General features: G+C 43.8%; 15 protein-coding genes. 8 read left to right on the plus strand and 7 right to left on the minus strand.

Translation table 11 applies throughout. From position 1 onward, the window contains the following. Window positions 1–266 precede the first annotated feature (266 nt). Window positions 267–2,366, minus strand: a complete 2,100-nt coding sequence (locus ACH19P_RS06460) for a putative bifunctional diguanylate cyclase/phosphodiesterase (RefSeq protein WP_462159322.1) — start codon at window positions 2,364–2,366, stop codon at window positions 267–269. Between the two features lie 176 nt (window positions 2,367–2,542). Then, window positions 2,543–5,272, minus strand: coding sequence for an insulinase family protein (locus ACH19P_RS06465; RefSeq protein ID WP_462157711.1), 2,730 nt, complete (start codon window positions 5,270–5,272; stop codon window positions 2,543–2,545). 164 nt (window positions 5,273–5,436) lie between these two features. On the opposite strand from ACH19P_RS06465, the gene sixA reads away from it, so the two are divergent. After that, complete coding sequence (gene sixA, locus ACH19P_RS06470; protein ID WP_462157712.1) at window positions 5,437–5,913, plus strand: phosphohistidine phosphatase SixA; 477 nt, start codon at window positions 5,437–5,439, stop codon at window positions 5,911–5,913. On the opposite strand, the gene ACH19P_RS06475 is transcribed toward sixA, so the two are convergent. Then, window positions 5,910–6,239: an SUI1 family translation initiation factor gene (locus tag ACH19P_RS06475; protein WP_462157713.1), complete on the minus strand. Its 330-nt coding sequence runs from the start codon at window positions 6,237–6,239 to the stop codon at window positions 5,910–5,912. The two genes, sixA and ACH19P_RS06475, sit on opposite strands and share 4 nt — an antisense overlap. Before the next feature lie 121 nt (window positions 6,240–6,360). Between ACH19P_RS06475 and ACH19P_RS06480 the strand changes: the two genes are divergently transcribed. From ACH19P_RS06480 to ACH19P_RS06495, 4 genes are all read left to right on the plus strand, one after another. Continuing rightward, window positions 6,361–6,666: an STAS domain-containing protein gene (locus tag ACH19P_RS06480; RefSeq protein ID WP_462157714.1), complete on the plus strand. Its 306-nt coding sequence runs from the start codon at window positions 6,361–6,363 to the stop codon at window positions 6,664–6,666. Then, complete coding sequence (locus tag ACH19P_RS06485; RefSeq protein ID WP_462157715.1) at window positions 6,659–8,356, plus strand: ATP-binding SpoIIE family protein phosphatase; 1,698 nt, start codon at window positions 6,659–6,661, stop codon at window positions 8,354–8,356. Before ACH19P_RS06480 ends, ACH19P_RS06485 begins: the two co-directional genes overlap by 8 nt. Before the next feature lie 87 nt (window positions 8,357–8,443). Next, window positions 8,444–9,097 (plus strand): GAF domain-containing protein, encoded by a 654-nt coding sequence (locus ACH19P_RS06490; protein WP_462157716.1) that lies wholly within the window; start codon window positions 8,444–8,446, stop codon window positions 9,095–9,097. A gap of 49 nt (window positions 9,098–9,146) precedes the next feature. Then, window positions 9,147–10,340: an amino acid aminotransferase gene (locus tag ACH19P_RS06495; RefSeq protein WP_462157717.1), complete on the plus strand. Its 1,194-nt coding sequence runs from the start codon at window positions 9,147–9,149 to the stop codon at window positions 10,338–10,340. A gap of 66 nt (window positions 10,341–10,406) precedes the next feature. Here the strand turns inward: ACH19P_RS06495 and ACH19P_RS06500 are convergent, their stop codons facing one another. Further along, complete coding sequence (locus ACH19P_RS06500) at window positions 10,407–10,718, minus strand: YebG family protein (protein ID WP_462157719.1); 312 nt, start codon at window positions 10,716–10,718, stop codon at window positions 10,407–10,409. Window positions 10,719–10,891: 173 nt separating this feature from the next. On the opposite strand from ACH19P_RS06500, the gene ACH19P_RS06505 reads away from it, so the two are divergent. Continuing rightward, window positions 10,892–11,185, plus strand: a complete 294-nt coding sequence (locus ACH19P_RS06505) for a ComEA family DNA-binding protein (protein WP_462157720.1) — start codon at window positions 10,892–10,894, stop codon at window positions 11,183–11,185. 332 nt (window positions 11,186–11,517) lie between these two features. On the opposite strand, the gene dsbB is transcribed toward ACH19P_RS06505, so the two are convergent. Continuing rightward, on the minus strand, window positions 11,518–12,039 hold the full coding sequence (gene dsbB / locus ACH19P_RS06510; RefSeq protein WP_462157722.1) for a disulfide bond formation protein DsbB: 522 nt from the start codon (window positions 12,037–12,039) through the stop codon (window positions 11,518–11,520). Window positions 12,040–12,366: 327 nt separating this feature from the next. Here dsbB and ACH19P_RS06515 point away from each other — a divergent pair, with 327 nt between their 5' ends. After that, window positions 12,367–13,290 carry a hypothetical protein gene (locus ACH19P_RS06515; RefSeq protein WP_462157723.1) on the plus strand — a complete coding sequence of 308 codons (924 nt, stop codon included), beginning with the start codon at window positions 12,367–12,369 and terminating at the stop codon, window positions 13,288–13,290. Window positions 13,291–13,521: 231 nt separating this feature from the next. Further along, window positions 13,522–13,740 (plus strand): DUF7661 family protein, encoded by a 219-nt coding sequence (locus tag ACH19P_RS06520; RefSeq protein ID WP_462157724.1) that lies wholly within the window; start codon window positions 13,522–13,524, stop codon window positions 13,738–13,740. A 231-nt stretch (window positions 13,741–13,971) separates the two neighbouring features. Here ACH19P_RS06520 and ACH19P_RS06525 read toward each other — a convergent pair whose 3' ends face one another. Beyond that, window positions 13,972–14,964, minus strand: coding sequence for an AraC family transcriptional regulator (locus ACH19P_RS06525; protein WP_462157726.1), 993 nt, complete (start codon window positions 14,962–14,964; stop codon window positions 13,972–13,974). A 59-nt stretch (window positions 14,965–15,023) separates the two neighbouring features. Next, window positions 15,024–15,806: an SDR family NAD(P)-dependent oxidoreductase gene (locus ACH19P_RS06530; RefSeq protein ID WP_462157727.1), complete on the minus strand. Its 783-nt coding sequence runs from the start codon at window positions 15,804–15,806 to the stop codon at window positions 15,024–15,026. Between the last annotated feature and the right edge of the window lie 89 nt (window positions 15,807–15,895).

A 15,895-nucleotide genomic window follows, 5' to 3' on the forward strand; every position in this document is an offset into this window, starting at 1 on the left:
TTTTTATGGTTAATAATTGAGCGTGCTTGTGTTAAAGTCGCGGCGCATTCAGTAGGGGGCCGTATGATTTTGGTTTTGAGTCTTATTTTCGCAACACTCTTATTTTTTATTGCATCAGCTAAAGGTATGCCCGCGAAACGCTGGGCATTTCTCGGCGGCCTGTTTGGCCCATTCGCCTTAGCATTGTTCAACGTACATTATCGCCGCGCGCTCATGCGAACAATTGCCCAATGTGGGATCATCTGGCGGCCCTAGCATAGGGCAGGTTATTGCACCAAGCTAAGGTGGTGGCCTTCAGATTTATGTTTATTATGTTTGGTAAGAAATGCTTCGAACTGCTCGCTCGACAGAGGTTTGGAGTAGTAATAACCTTGCATTGTTTCACAGCCTAACTGCTGTAATTGCTGTAACTGCTCCACTTCTTCAACACCTTCAGCAACGACGTGTAACCCTAAGTTTTGCGCCATGGTGATAATCGAGTCCACCATGTTTTTACCACGCTCATTTTCCATGTCTACGATGAAGGCTCGGTCTATCTTGAGGGTATGCAGCGGGAAACGTTTTAAATAAGACAGCGACGAATAGCCGGTGCCAAAATCATCCATGGCTAGGTGAATACCTTTGTCGACAAGCGCATGCATTATCGCGATGGCGTGCTCTGGGTTATCCATTACTGTGCCCTCAGTAATTTCCAATTCCAGTGCACTCGCCGGTAACTGAGTTTGCGTTAGGATGGTGTCGATGCGTTGCGATAAATCGGCTAAAGCGAATTGTTTCGCGGATAAATTTACGGCCACTCGCTGGTTGAACAGCCCCTTGTCTCGCCATCTTTTCACATCAGCGCAGGCTTTTCGTAGCACCACTTCACCAATCTCGATAATTTGTCCAGTCTCCTCGGCGATGGGAATGAAGACGCCTGGGCTAATCAAGCCTTTCTTGGGCGTGATAAATCGTACCAGTGCTTCCATTCCAGCAATTTCACCCGTTCTGATATCCATTTTTGGTTGATAGAACACTTCAAAATGGTCTTTTTTCAATCCAAAGCGCATTAAGTTTTCAATTTGCAGGCGCTTAACCGCAGCATGGTTCATCGCATCATTGAAAAAGAGGTAACGGTTGCCTTGTTGTTTAGCGTGATACATCGCAGTATCGGCATTTTTCAATAGTACTTGTGGTGTCATGCCATCTTCTGGACTGAGCACGATGCCGATAGATGCAGTAATTGCAAGCTCATGCCCCAGCATGCGAAATGGTGTCGCGATGGTTTTAAGAAATTCTTTGCCGGTTGCGGTAATGGTATGAATATCATTGGTGCCACGCATGACCAGCGCAAACTCATCACCGCCCAAACGATAAAATGAATCCTGAGGGCGTTTTCGCTCAACTAATCGCTGGGCAAGTTTGACCAGCAATTTGTCACCTAGCTGGTGGCCTAAAGAATCATTAATTTTCTTGAAATTATCCAAGTCCATCACCAGCACAGCATGGTGATTGTCTTTTTCCATCAGGACATCGAGATCCGCAAAAAATTGATTCCTGTTTGCTAAGCGGGTCAAAGAGTCTTGGTTAGATAGATCATTAAGGGCTTGCTCTGCATTCTTGCGTTCACTGAGATCTGAGAACACCATGATGTAGTATTCTACGTTGCCCTCTTGATCGAGTACTTTATCAATACTGAGTTCCATGCATACCGTCTGACCGGTAATCACTGGCATGTTGAGCTCATGTTGAGCATGGTGGGCGTTCGCTATAGAGCGCTTGATGGCGTCACTGCGCTGCACAGTGTGGCCCGCTAAGGAGAAAGGATGGCCTTGATGGTGCGCACGCGAAAGTCCAAAAAGCTGTGTAAAAGCTGGGTTAGTATCAATGAGATTAAAGGCATTGTCATAAATGACCATCGCATCGGTTAAGTTCTCTACGCAAGTCGCGAACAAATTAAGTCTTTGCTCAGTGGTTTTAATATCGTGAATATCTTTAACCGTGCCAGTCATGCGCACAGGCTGTAGCTGAGCATTTTTCTCCACTACTTTGCCGCGGTCGAGTACCCATCGCCATTGACCTTGCTCATCCAGCATGCGGTAGCTGGCTTCAAAAAAAACCGTCTTTTGAGCGAGGTGAGCGCGTATCAGTGACTCAACTAGGGGTAAGTCTTGAGGGTGGATACGAGCGCGATTTGGAGGGAAAGTGTGTGCTTCAACACGTGTAGGCTGGGAGTGACGCTCGTCGTTAATACGGACAACTTCCCCCGTGCTGATGTTCCAATCCCAAAGTATGTCACCGCTTCCTTCTAGCGTTGACTTCAGGAGCTGCTGTGAATGCCTGAGGTGTTGACGCGAGCGCCTCAGCGAAATAATGGCCCAACCCATAATAACAAGTACGCCAACGAAAATAAGGACAGTCGCAATATAGGATGGACTTTCAATCAGAGATTGATGAAGTTCATCTGCCGAAGCGTCAAAGCAAATGATAATTGCGAACGCATAAAGCGCTGAAAGAATCTTGTTGAACACGTTTTGGTACTTTAATCTGGGTTTTATCAAGGTTAATTCATGGTGCTTGCAGAGTAAAGCTCCGCTTCAGCTGAAGCATCATCGCCTTGCGGTGCACTCAGCCACTCCATACGCACTCTCGCAGGAGCAAATAGCTCTTTTAAGTAAGTGTTTACCTCATTAAATTCAATAGTCTCTAACGTACTCAATAAGTTAGCTTGCAAAGTGAAATCGACGTCAGGATTGCTAATAGCCAACCAAAACCGCTGTGAGCGTAATCTCAGATTTTTGTCTTTCTCCGCTATCTGGCGATAAAGACTTTGCTTTGCTTGTTGCCATACATCGTTAGGCATACTTGCAAATTCATTCAGATACGTTGTCACAAATGCATTATGATGCTTTAGCAGGTCCTCCCCAGCCACAGAAGGAGATTGCACATAAAAGGCGAGGCCAGCGCGAGAGTTGAAAGGGGCATAACCCGCACCCACTAGGTAGCCAAGCTGTTGCTCTGTGCGCAAGGCATTAAAATAGGGCTGGTTGATTAGGTGATTGACCACCATCATCAGTACTTTTTCACGAATATCACTGGTGATAGCTTGATAATAAATAACCATCGCGTGGTCATTACTTGCAAGGGACACTTCTTTTTTCTCAACAATCCCTATTTCGACAAGCGGCCGCGATATTGCTTCAATATTCGCGCGATGTTGCAAGTGCCCTTGAACTAGACGCAAAAAGTCATAGGCATCTGCAGGACGCCAATTACCATGCAAAAATGCTTCGATATGAATGGCGTCAAAAAACGCCTTTCTGAATTTTTTGAACTGAATGTAACTGGTGCTTTTTAAAGCCTGAGCGAGCGCACTTGGGGTCGGATTCCAAGGCATAATTTGCGCACCAATGCGGCTAAAAATCTCACTGACAGGTTTATTCTGATTACTGGACTCCCAGTGACGCACTAGTTGTTTTTTATATTCTGCAAATCGCTTCGAGCAGATATCTGCATTGAACAAGGCATCAAGTAAACCTTGTGCTAACTCTAGCTGGCTCGAAGATAAACCTGCGGTATGTAGCGTGAGCCCGCCTTGGTGCGAAGAGATATGGTAATTCAATCCGGCCAATTCAGCTGGGTAGAAACGCTCAGCAACGCAATCAATAAATAAGTCTGCGAACAAGCGGGTGAGGGCCATGTGCTGAACATCTTTCACCGCTAGTTTGGAGTCAAGGGCGAGATAAAAGTGGCCTTTGGCAACACGGTATGTTGCATCTTGTTTGAACCAAAAGTTAAAACCTGGGTGAGAAGCGAGCTTTTCGGGCGTACTACTCGGTGCTACCAACTCGTGTAATACACAAGGGCGCTGCAAGTAGGGATTTACGTCAGGTAAAGACATGGTACTCAGCGGCGTATCGATAGTGGCCAGTGCCGTTAGCCATGCCTCGTCTAATTGTTGTGTGTAATAAGGGGTGTTGTACCACTTAGTCGTCTTGCTAGAGCTAACACCAGGGTGAATCAAGACCAAACGCATGTTTTTAGGGGTCAACCAACTTAGCACACGAGAAAACTGCGCACTGTCGTATCCCGCCATCAAGTAATCACCATAGAGGTAATGATCACTGGGGTAATGATGCATATTCACACTAACGCCACTGACCCAATCGAGTAGTCGTGCTTTTTCTTGATTATCAAACGCGATTTGCAGCAGGGTTTGTTTGTCGCGATACAAAGCGTGCAGCGAGTTGATGTTTTGTTTGATCAGTGTGATATAGGCAAAAACAGTTTCGACTATGTCTTGGTAGTACTCAATGCCTTCGTCGGTCAGTGCCAAGCTGATATTAAAATCTTTGAAATTACTGCCGTTAATGCCACCGCCTGCAGACAAGGCGTTGATCCATCCTTGGTTTTTTAGAATTGAGTGTAAAGACCCTTCACCTTCATAACCCAAAAGATGTGCGAGGAAACTAACGGTTTTGTGTTTGTAGAATTCGTCGATACTAGGCATCGCAAAACTGATAATCAGTTTTTGTAAGTGCTTGTGAGGTTCGATGTGTAATTCCAGCGCAAGGTCTTCAGGGCGGTATAATGGCTCAGAAATCGCTGGCTTCTTTGTTCCTGTCGCGGCAATCCCAGAGAACAGGTCTTGCGCCCATTTCTTTAATTCTGTGAGCGGCTGAGGACCGCATAAAACTAAGGTCATCCATTGAGCTTGATAATGTTCGCTAAAAAACGTTTCTAGCTCCTCTTTCATGGGGCCTTTATCATCGCTTAGGGTATTCATATTACCCACAGAAAATTTCGCAAATGGATGCTGAGGGTTCACGGTCTCTTTGTGCGCTTGATATATACGGCGGCCATCGTCCTTAATTTTTAACTTAAATTCAGCATCAATGGCATTGCGCTCCTTTTCAATTTCATGCTCATTGAATAAGGGAGAAATGAACAGTTGGCTGAACCTTTCAAGCGCAGGGAAAAAGTATTGTTGGGTGATATCGAAATAATAACACGTGTGCTCAGTGCCGGTCCAAGCGTTGCTTGTACCACCGTGATGGCTAATGAAGTCGTGAAATTCTCCTGCACCAGGGTATTGCTTTGTACCCAAAAAAAGGAGATGCTCAACAAAGTGAGCAAGACCCTGGCGATGCCAAGGATCGTCAAAATGCCCCGTGTTGACTGTTAATGCAGCTGCGGCTTTTGGGCTTTCTTTGTCTTCAACAAGAAGCACTCTTAGACCATTGTGCAGTGTCAGAGGTTGATACAGTCTGTTATCATTGCGGCTGATATTCAATTATTGCTCCTGAAACTAAAAAGTAACAAGATGTTCAGGGCCAGCGGTTACGGCGAAGTGCCTACCTGAATATCGATTGTAAAGCTAAACTATAGCGAATATAGGGCCGTAATGGCTAGCTTTTGTGGCAAAACTTTTTTCTCTAATTAGTTGATTTCACACAAATGAAAACAATTTTAATCATGCGTCATGGCGACGCACAGCCACAGCAAGGGCCCGATCACTTGCGTGCGCTTACAGCCATCGGAAATCAACAAGCTGATGAGGTTGGCGAATGGTTATCGCAGCGTTTTAATCCGACAGGTTTGTTGGTGAGTCCTTACATTCGTGCGCAACAAACAGCTGATGGTGTGAAGAAGTATTGTCGTCAGTTGGCGTTTGAAGAGACGACGAGCGATATTATTCCCAGCGCCGATGCGCAACGAGCCATTGATTATCTTCGTGCCTTAATCGAAGTGCATCCTGATGTGGATACGTGGTTATTGGTAGCGCATATGCCGATTGTAAGTTACATGGTCGCCCAATTGTGCCCAGACAAGATGCCTATTTTTCCGACCTGTGGTGTCGCAGACATTAGCTATGATGAAGAATCAGGGAAGGCGCAATGGCGGGCACTTTACAGCCCGCAAGAACGTGTTTAGCCACCCGCGATTTTAACTTTGAACCCAGCTGCTTCAAGCAGTCCTTTGAGTTTGTCACGATCATCACCTTGAATTTCGATGACACCGTTTTTCACCGCACCACCTTGACCCATTTTTGATTTGAGTTGTTTGGCCAATTTCTTCAAGTCATGTTGTTCTGGGTCGATGCCTACAACCAGCATGACGCCTTTACCTTTACGGCCTTTGGTTTGGCGCTCAATTCTAATCGCCCCGTCTTTGAACAGCTTTACGTCTAGGGGCTGCGTTTCAGCAAGGGTTTTGATTCGACCCGTTTCTGTTGAGTACACGAGATTGTTGTCACTCATAGAGAAGTCTCCTAAAAAAATATGCGCCAAGTTTAACATATTTCACGTTTCGATATTGCTAAATAAAAATGGCATCCTATATTTTAAACAAGTACATAATTCAGCAGCTTAGGAAGAGGTAATGAGTTTAAATCAGCATTATGATCAAAGTAATAATACGCTGGTGATCGCAATCAAGGACAAGTTCGATTTCAATTTAGTACAAGACTTTAGGTCTGCATACGCAGAAATTAACCCGCAAACCAAAAATGTGGAAATCGATCTGAGAGAAACCAGTTACATGGACAGTTCAGCACTAGGAATGCTGCTGAACATGCACAAGGCATTAAAAGGGCAGGTTGAGGAAATTTCAATTCGTAACGCCAATGCCCAGTTAAAGAAAATTCTAGAAATTTCTCGATTTGATAAGAAGTTTACGATTGATTGAGAACCTACCCGATGAGTTAATCGAAGTTGAAGACAGCGTCCCACCATTGGTACTCGTGGTCGATGATGAGGCGCTCAACCGTCAGTTACTTCGCATCATGCTTGAACGCGAAAATTATCAGGTTATTGAGGCCGAAAACGGTGCTCAAGCGATAACCATGATGGCTGAGCACGATGTTGATATGGTGCTGTTAGACATCATGATGCCAGTCATGAATGGTTATTTGGCCGCACCTAAAATTAAAGAATATTCTCGTTCAGGGTATCTCCCTATTATTTTCATCACCGCATTAGAAGATGGTTCAGCGCTGGCAAAATGCCTGGATGTCGGTGGTGATGATTTTATGCCCAAGCCTTTTGAACCGCAAATCCTAAAAGCAAAATTGCGTGCACATTTGCGCATTAGACATCTCTTAGCTAAGTCGTTAAAGCAGACCCAAGCACTGACCTACTATCAAAACCAGACCGAGCGAGAGCATGAGTTAGTTGAGCACATATTTGCCAACGCGCTTAAGCAGTCTTCTAAAACACCTCAAGGTTTAGACTCGCACTTGTCCCCAGCCGCGATGTTTAATGGTGATGTGTTTTTAAGTGCTGTCGCGCCCAACGGTTCGCAATACTATATGCTCGGTGATTTCACCGGCCATGGTTTAGCCGCTGCAACGGGTGCCTTACCCGTATCACGTATTTTTTACACCATGGCGGAAAAGAATTTATCAGTGAGTGACATTGCCCGGGAAATGAATCGCTCTTTGGACCAATTGTTGCCGTCACACATGTTTTGCGCGGCAACAATTTTTGAGATTAATGCATCCGCTAATAGCGCAACGTTCTGGATGGGCGGTTTGCCTGACGGTTTCCTAATCAACGATCAAGGGGATGTGCTTTTACATCTCGAGTCCACGCATATGGCACTGGGTATCTTAGAAGATGATGAGTTTGAGCGCGATGTTGCCCATGTCTCTTTGCGTGATGGCGCCCGCGTAGTTCTATACACCGATGGCATTACTGAAGCCGAAAATAATCAAGGTGAACAGTTTGGTTATGAACGTTTGGCGCAAACACTCAAATCGCTAGAACATGTTTCCACAGCGCAAATTATTGAAAAGGTACGCAGTTTTACTCAGTGTGAAATGCAACAAGATGATTACAGTGTTGTCATTGTAGACCCACAGCCCCATGAGGTGGATTCCTCTCGAAATAAAACGATCAGTCCTCTACCTGTATCATTAGCACTGACGCTTGATGCGCAACAACTGAAGACGTTGGATCCAGTCGCCCAACTCATCGACCTTGTTGCTAACCTACCTGGGCTCAATGCCCACAAATCGTCGCTGTTTATTCTCCTATCTGAAGCATATAACAACGCGTTGGAGCATGGTATTTTGGGGTTAGATTCTCAGATGAAGCTATCTGATGATGGCTTTGTTGAATATTATTCGTTGCGTGAAGCACGACTGGGTGAGCTTGCTCATGGAGAGGTGAAGATTAAAATAGAATATAAGCCGCACAATCGTACCCTCGTTTTGAGTGTTTGTGACACTGGAGACGGATTTAACGTTACCTATAAAGAACAAGACCAAAGCTATCGCAGTTTTGGTAGAGGGATCACCTTAATGCATGAAATCGCAGAAGACGTTCGCTACAACCAAAGTGGCAATCACGTGTTCATTACCTATCGCATTCAATAGCATCTGCCTCTACTTGAACTAATGATTGCATGGGATCATTTTCGTATGTTAGCATCCATCTGAAGTTTTAGATGTTTGGACGGCTAAATGGCTTTTTCATATAACGACGTTGCGCAACTACAAAGCAATACGCAATATACGCAAGATTATCAAACGAAATTAAGCGACTACCTTATCGAAGCAGCGCCACAAGTGCAGTGGCAATACCTGATCCCGGAATTAGGAGAGGGTGGGGCTTGTAGCTTATTCGGCCACTTACAGGACGAACCATTTAGCTTAACTGAGTACCTTGATTCAAGCGTCCAGCCACAGCTTTCAAAGTTACAAGCGATTGTGGATTTTGTCGTTGAGCAAAGTGGTGTTGATTGGTTCGGTATTTATCAGTCTCGTGAGGTTGATGGTGAGCCACAATTACTCAAGTTAGCTTACCATGGCGCGCCAAGCCGCCCTCTGTTTCCTATCAACGAAGCCTTCGCTGCAACGAGCAACAATGTGCAAGTCGTAATGTCTGGAAAGGCACGCATTATCAATGATGTGGAAGACTATGTTGCCAAGGGTGGCGAATACTATACATGCGACCCTAAAGTGAAGTCAGAATCTTGCTTGCCGCTTTATTCGCAGCAGGGTAAAGTAGTGGGCATAGTCGATGCGGAAGCATTCAGCAAAGATTTTTTTACCCCCGAACGTATTGCTCTATTAGTTGCCGCTTGCAAAGAAATTGTTGAGCACTTACCAGCGTAATGTGTGCCGGGATCTACGCTAACCACAGAGATAAATAAAAGAGAGTTCCATGTTCTCACAATTAAAACCATTACCGACTGATCCTATCCTTGGTCTGATGGCTGCGTTTAAAGCTGATACCAATGCAAACAAAATTGACTTAGGTGTTGGTGTTTATAAAGATGAGCACGGTGATACACCCGTGCTTCGTGCCGTCAAAAAGGCGGAAGAATTTCGTTTAGCGAATGAAACAACCAAGACCTACATTGGTTTGGCAGGTAACTTGGAATATTGTCAGAAGATGGAGCAACTGCTGCTAGGTGATGCGCACCCAGCCTTGTTAGCTAACCGCGTTCGTACGGCTCAAGCTCCAGGTGGTACCGGCTCCTTGCGCGTGGCAGCAGAATTTATCAAGCGTTGTAATACTGATGCAACAGTGTGGGTGACAACGCCAACATGGGCTAACCACATCAGCTTGTTTGAAGCGGCGGGTTTAACAGTTAAAGAATACCCTTATTACGATTATGAAAATAAGGGATTGTTGTTTGATGAAATGGTCAACGCGTTGAGTGAAATCCCAGCAGGTGATGTGGTTCTTCTACACGCATGTTGTCACAATCCAAGCGGAATGGACCTTAATGCTGAGCAGTGGAAAACAGTTACTGAAATCGCTAAAACTCAAGGTTTCACTGTTCTTGTTGATATCGCATACCAAGGCTTTGGTACAAGCTTAGACGAAGATGCAGCTGGCCTTCGTCACCTTGCTTCTCAAGTAGAAGAACTGATCATTTGTTCTTCATGCTCAAAGAATTTCGGTTTGTATCGTGAGCGCATTGGCGCATGTTCAATCATCTCTAAAGATGCGGCGGCAGCTGATGTGTCTAACTCGGTAATGTTAAGTGTGGTGCGTAGTATCTATTCTATGCCACCAGCACACGGCGCAGATATCGTAAACACGATTCTTTCAAGTACTGAGTTAACGACTATGTGGCATGATGAGTTGGACGAAATGCGTTCACGCATTAATGGCTTACGCTCATTGCTAAAAGAAAAGCTAAACGCTAAGTGTGATGGCATGGATTTCTCATTCATTGAGAACCAACACGGTATGTTCTCGTTCCTTGGCATTAACAAAGACCAGATTGAGCGCTTACAAAAAGAGTATTCAATCTATATCGTAGGTTCTAGCCGTGTAAACGTTGCAGGTATTAGCGAAGCGAATATTGATTACTTTGCAAATGCAGTTGCAGATGTAACTAAATAACCTAATTAATTAGGAATAGAAAAAGCCAGCAATGATGCTGGCTTTTTTGTGCGAAAACAAAAGATGTTAGGCTTCTTTTGTTTTTAATTCGGTTACGTTTTCATCGCTTTTAAACGCTTTTGGTTTTTTTGCGGCTTTCTCTGATGACGGTACTGAGCCTTTAAGTACTTGCATAAAGTCTTCTTTTTGCTTTGCAATCTGCAGTGCTAGGCTTTCAACTTGTTGCTCACTTAATGGCACGTCTACTGCGCTAATTAAGCTTTCTAAGTTTTCTGCAATATCGAGCATCTTGTCATAAGCATCGGCTTCTTTTTTGCTAGTAAAGGTCATGCGCTCGACTCCATCTCTTTCTACTACGTACTTAACTACAACAGCCATTGGATCTCCTAACTATACTGTTTTTTTATACAGTGAGATTAGAGGTTAGTACTGGAATCGTCAAGGGGTTTTTGATTTATAAAAATGGAGTACCCAATTTGACAACGGGTAATTTGTCATCTTTATTTAAAAAAGCAGTACACAGGAAGAGTCATTACTTTAAGGAGAGAAGTATGAAACTAGTCACATTAGCCGTCTTATCATTACTTATGAGCATTGCCACGCCAATTTATGCGAAACCAGTGGATACCCCCAATGTTGAGAGCAAAGTAATGGAAAAAGTGAATATCAACAAAGCAACAATCGAACAGTTGCAGTCGCTTCCAGGCATAGGCCCATCAAAGGCAGCGGCCATTGTTGATTATCGCAAACAAAACGGAAAGTTTACCGCATTAGAAGAATTGGAAAATGTGCCAGGGATTGGTAGTAAACTATTGGTTAAGGTTAAAGATAGAATCACGCTTTAATGCGAAGAGAGTGAGAGTAAGCCAAGGCAGCGTTAGCTGCCTTTTTTGTGCTCATTTATGGCTTCTTTAAGATGCAAACAGGCGAAATAGTGCCTTACGGGCAGCACTAATATTGGGTAGGCAATGCCTGCAAGTAGTAACCATGGAAGCATACTCCAGCCTTCGAATCTCACTAAGAGTAGAAATAATGGAGTGATCCAGCAACAGCTTCAGAATATTCATAAAGATTCTTTGCTGGGGCTGCAATAGATTCAAGGCATCAGCCACGATAGCAAGACGCTCTCGGTGGCTGAATGATTTAAGGGCTGGAATTTGACTGGCGAGAAAATAGATCATGATTGTTTGGGTTTAAATACCATGCTAGCAATTGTCACTATAATAGCAGCAGCGGCTAACGCAGCGAAGATTACTTGCATCCAGCCCGGCATCGATAAGCCTAAAAATTGCCAATCAATATTGCCACAATCGCCTGTTGCAGCAAAGAAACTAGGGATCCACTCGTGCAACGGCATGAAGCTTGGGAAATTAGGTTCAAATTCACATACGAATGCAAATGGGTCCGTTGTCGTTTGCATCATTATGTGTTCTCTGGCAATCAGTAGTCCCCAGATACTGGCAACTAACCATGTTGCAAAACCGAGCAAACGCGACCACATTTGTGCAGGATTGATAGCCCCTAATAGTCCTGCAGCCAATACACCCAATACCGCAGTACGTTGGTAGATACACATGATGCAAGGTGCTAAGTCCATTGCATATTGAAAATACAGAGCTGTAGCCTCGAATAAGAAGGCTATCAATGCCAATAACAACCAAGGCGCACGAGTACGCGAGATACCACTTAACCAGTTCATAGGATTCTCTTTTTAATTTTTATTCTGGGAATTATGCCCACGCTCTCTAGGCTATGCAAGTGGATGCGTTTTATGTAACTACCTCTAAGTATTGTTCCAGAATGAGTGCAGCGTAGGGTTTGGCGAATGAACACTTATCCTAAAATTGTAAAAATGACGTCTGAAAGAATGTTATGAGTCAATGAGCTAAACTAGAAAATATATGGGTAATCAATAGCTCCGTAGGAAAGTTAGTTGAACTAATGGAAATTTGACGAATAAGCGTCAATATAAGGTGGTGTTTAGCTACTTAAAATAAAAAAAGGGATTGAGCGTAAAGAGGGAATTATGAAACTATCTGTGATCTGTTTAGCGTGTTTACTTGTTTTGCCTGCTGAGTCATTGGCCACTGCTAAAGAGCAAGATATTAAGCCGACCAACAACTCCACTTTAGAAGAAACCGCAGATTACCTCAGAGGCAATCTTGACGTCTTTATGCAAGACACCGCAACATGGCTGGACAGCTTGTCGCAGTCCGAAGCTGACTCAGGGAAAGCACGGGCAAAAGGCTACTTGCAGTTATCATGGTTACCAAGACGGGCTGATTTAGCCGATTTTGACACTAAATTTAAGGTTAAATTCTACTTACCAAAATGGAAGAACAGAATTTCCCTTGTGTTAGACAATGACGATGAAGACGATTTGAAGCTCGATTACGAAGCCGAACCAATTGACAGAAGTGACTCCGACAGTCTCAACATTGCACTACAGTCACTCACCGAATTTGAAAACTTGTTGTCTTTACGCTACCGCCTAGGTCTATCTCGCGGCCAGCTGTATGCGCGAGCTGAGCTCAAGAAAAATTATGTCTTTGATGATTTTGACATCACAGTCAGTCCGCGAATTGATTACTTCTCATCTGATGGCTGGGCACCTGGAGTTAAATCCGTGTTGTCATATCCAATTGATGAAGACCTTTTATCCGTCTCTATTAGTTGGCAGAAACTCCAATTTGAACAACACGCGAGACAAAAAGCAGGGATGTATTGGGTAAGAAACATAGACCCCAAACAATTACTCGTCGCCGGTGTGCAATATAACAAATATGGCGATGGCCTAGATTCGTATTTAACCTCAGTACGCTACCGTGAAAACGTCTATAAAGACTGGGCATTTATTGAAATTGAGCCATTTGTGGAATTCCGTAAGTTACTTGATTACCGAAGAGAAGTCGGAATTGGCTTAAGGTTTATTACATCTTACGGTAATTGATTGTCTTAACCAATGCGCTGATTAACGCGCCGCTCGATTGCCAAGAATAGTTTATCGATGCAATGAAAGAAGCTTTGAAAGAAGTCGAATACTTCAGGCTATGTAAATGTGCAAAAGCAATGTTTACTTTAGAGCATGATTTACGATAATTTTTCTGAGGTTTGAGGCTGTAATAAACTTGGCCCAAAAGTATATAGATAGGCAGGCCTTTGCTTGTAGGGAGTACTCACTGTGATTATAAAGTTTAACGTTTTTGGTAAACAAATGTCAGTCATCAAAAAAGAAAGCGAATGGCAGCTTTTTAATGAGTCATACACAGGTATTCGTTCACGGGTCTTTGACGTAATGATTCCTTCAGAGATGGAAGAAAGTGAATTAGGAAAATATTTAGATGATATTTACCATGAATTTGCATCTGAAAAACACCCTAGAGTAAGAAGGTTAAATTAGCTAAATGGCTACTTGCAAAATTAAGTTATCGGGATAGTTTAGCTGGCATCGAGCGGTTCGTATTTTTGAGATGTGAGCAACTGAATTTTAACGTGTAAAAGTATCAAGCGAGTGACCCAGAGACGTTCACAGTCATCTAGTGCAACTTGCTCACCGAGGTTCGGCTAACGGATTTCTGCCCCAACGCGTGCCAGAGGTTTGTAATCAACAATTACATAATCTAATCGCAATCTAGGTACGAACTTGTCCTGGTGAAACTCCAGTCCATGAACTGTAAGCCCGAATAAACGAGTTTGGCTCTTGATAACCCAACAAGAAAGATACCTCAATGAGTGGTAGCTCGGTTTCATTCAAGTAATGTTCGGCTAATTGCAGCCGTACTTGCTTTAAGACGGTTTGATAACTAACCCCTTCACTCGTTAGTTTTCTTTGTAAAGTGCGTTTACTTATTGCCATGTGAGACGAAACAGATTCAATAGAGCTCTCACCTTGAGGAAGCAAATCAAACAAAATGTTTGATACCGAATCAGAAGTCGTACCATGATGGGCCACAGCCCCCAACCTCTGCTTTAACTCACCATCAAAAACAGACAGCATCATCTGATTATCAGTCAGAAAGGGCATTTCAGCGTCTACAGCACTAAACGTAATGCTTGTTTTGGAACCTTGACGAATGGAACAACCAAAGTAAGCTTGATAGGCATTCAGGTTATTCGGCAGTTCTGGCAGTATAATCTCCACTGGTTTTACGTATGACCGAGTAGCAAGCCGTGTCAATTGAGTGAAAAAGACTAGCTCCGTAAGGTTAAGCATGCTCGGCAGTTCACCGTCATAGCCGTAACAACCGATATCAATACGAGTATGTTGCTCAGTTTGTTCAATAGTGAGTAACATTGGCCCGATGAGAGGTTTATATTCCTGAAGCCGTTTTACTGCCGCATTTAGGTTCGCGCTGCATATTGCGGCGAATATTGGAGCATCAAATGACTCAAAGCTCATAACTTGCGCAAACTTTAGCGCGATATCAATCCCTTTCACCTTAGCGGCAGCTTCTATACCATGCCATAGTTGGAAGTATTGATACGGGGTTAGTTGCACCTTATTTTGCTCAAACAACCTTGATGGCAGTTCGGCAAAACCTAATATGTGTTGAAGCTCTATTCCCAAGTCTTTAAATAGCACTTTCCAGTTTGGAGGTATAACAAACTTACTCGCTCTTTTCATCGCAACACTTTAACCTATTGACACTACAGATTCCGACTATATCAGATTAGCCCGTTACTTTATTTAGTGCTCTTTTCCATTGTTTGGCGTGAAATTTTTAACACGAGCTTGCGCGGTAAAAACGGGATAATCCAGTTAAGCATAAACTTCAACGAAGACTCATTAAACGCCACTAGCTCACCTTTCTCCATAGCGTTATAGCCACACTCAGCAACGGAGCTTGGTGTTTTTGCATTTTTCCACGCATCAACGCCTTCTAAATTTCCCGCTTCTACAAACCCCGTTGCCACAGTACCAGGGCATAGTGCTGTCACGGTTACACCATTATCTTTAACTTCTTCTGCGACCGCCTGGCTGAAAGAGGTGACATATGATTTTGTTGCGTAATACACCGCCTGCAACGGACCTGGCATAAATGAAGCGGTTGATGACACATTAAGGATTTTTCCTTGTTTACGTTCAACCATGCCCTTTAGATAAAGGTGCGTCAGATTAGTCAATGTAACCATGTTCACTTGCATCATTGCTTGTTCATCGACCAGAGAACGTTCATGGAATTTGCCGTGACCACCAAAACCTGCGTTGTTAATTAGCATATCGACTTGTAGAGAACGCGCTTTGGTTTGTTCAAATAGCGCTTGAGCTGAGCTAGGTTGAGATAAATCTAAAGCAATGACTGTGACTTGAATACCATACTGATTTTCTAGTTCTGTTTTAAGGTTATTGAGTTTGGACTCGGAGCGAGCCACAAGTATCAAGTTACCACCTTTGCGTGCGTGAATTTTTGCCAGTTCAAGACCGATACCGCTTGATGCGCCAGTGATTAGTGCTGTGTTTGTCATGCTGAATGCCTCTATTAGTGTGCTTACTCTTTGCTAAGCGTCGTACTGATGGAGGCATTATAGACTCTCTAATTGCGCCACTAGACATC

It is taken from the genome of Pseudoalteromonas sp. GB56, assembly GCF_054923835.1.

Excerpts from the sequence above, each read along its gene's own strand:
- ACH19P_RS06460 (WP_462159322.1), bottom strand. The coding sequence starts at position 2,366 with ATGGGTTGGGCCATTATTTCGCTGAGGCGCTCGCGTCAACACCTCAGG.
- sixA (WP_462157712.1), top strand. The coding sequence starts at position 5,437 with ATGAAAACAATTTTAATCATGCGTCATGGCGACGCACAGCCACAGCAA.
- ACH19P_RS06475 (WP_462157713.1), bottom strand. The coding sequence starts at position 6,239 with ATGAGTGACAACAATCTCGTGTACTCAACAGAAACGGGTCGAATCAAA.
- ACH19P_RS06480 (WP_462157714.1), top strand. The coding sequence starts at position 6,361 with ATGAGTTTAAATCAGCATTATGATCAAAGTAATAATACGCTGGTGATC.
- ACH19P_RS06490 (WP_462157716.1), top strand. The coding sequence starts at position 8,444 with ATGGCTTTTTCATATAACGACGTTGCGCAACTACAAAGCAATACGCAA.
- ACH19P_RS06495 (WP_462157717.1), top strand. The coding sequence starts at position 9,147 with ATGTTCTCACAATTAAAACCATTACCGACTGATCCTATCCTTGGTCTG.
- ACH19P_RS06500 (WP_462157719.1), bottom strand. The coding sequence starts at position 10,718 with ATGGCTGTTGTAGTTAAGTACGTAGTAGAAAGAGATGGAGTCGAGCGC.
- ACH19P_RS06505 (WP_462157720.1), top strand. The coding sequence starts at position 10,892 with ATGAAACTAGTCACATTAGCCGTCTTATCATTACTTATGAGCATTGCC.
- dsbB (WP_462157722.1), bottom strand. The coding sequence starts at position 12,039 with ATGAACTGGTTAAGTGGTATCTCGCGTACTCGTGCGCCTTGGTTGTTA.
- ACH19P_RS06515 (WP_462157723.1), top strand. The coding sequence starts at position 12,367 with ATGAAACTATCTGTGATCTGTTTAGCGTGTTTACTTGTTTTGCCTGCT.
- ACH19P_RS06525 (WP_462157726.1), bottom strand. The coding sequence starts at position 14,964 with ATGAAAAGAGCGAGTAAGTTTGTTATACCTCCAAACTGGAAAGTGCTA.
- ACH19P_RS06530 (WP_462157727.1), bottom strand. The coding sequence starts at position 15,806 with ATGACAAACACAGCACTAATCACTGGCGCATCAAGCGGTATCGGTCTT.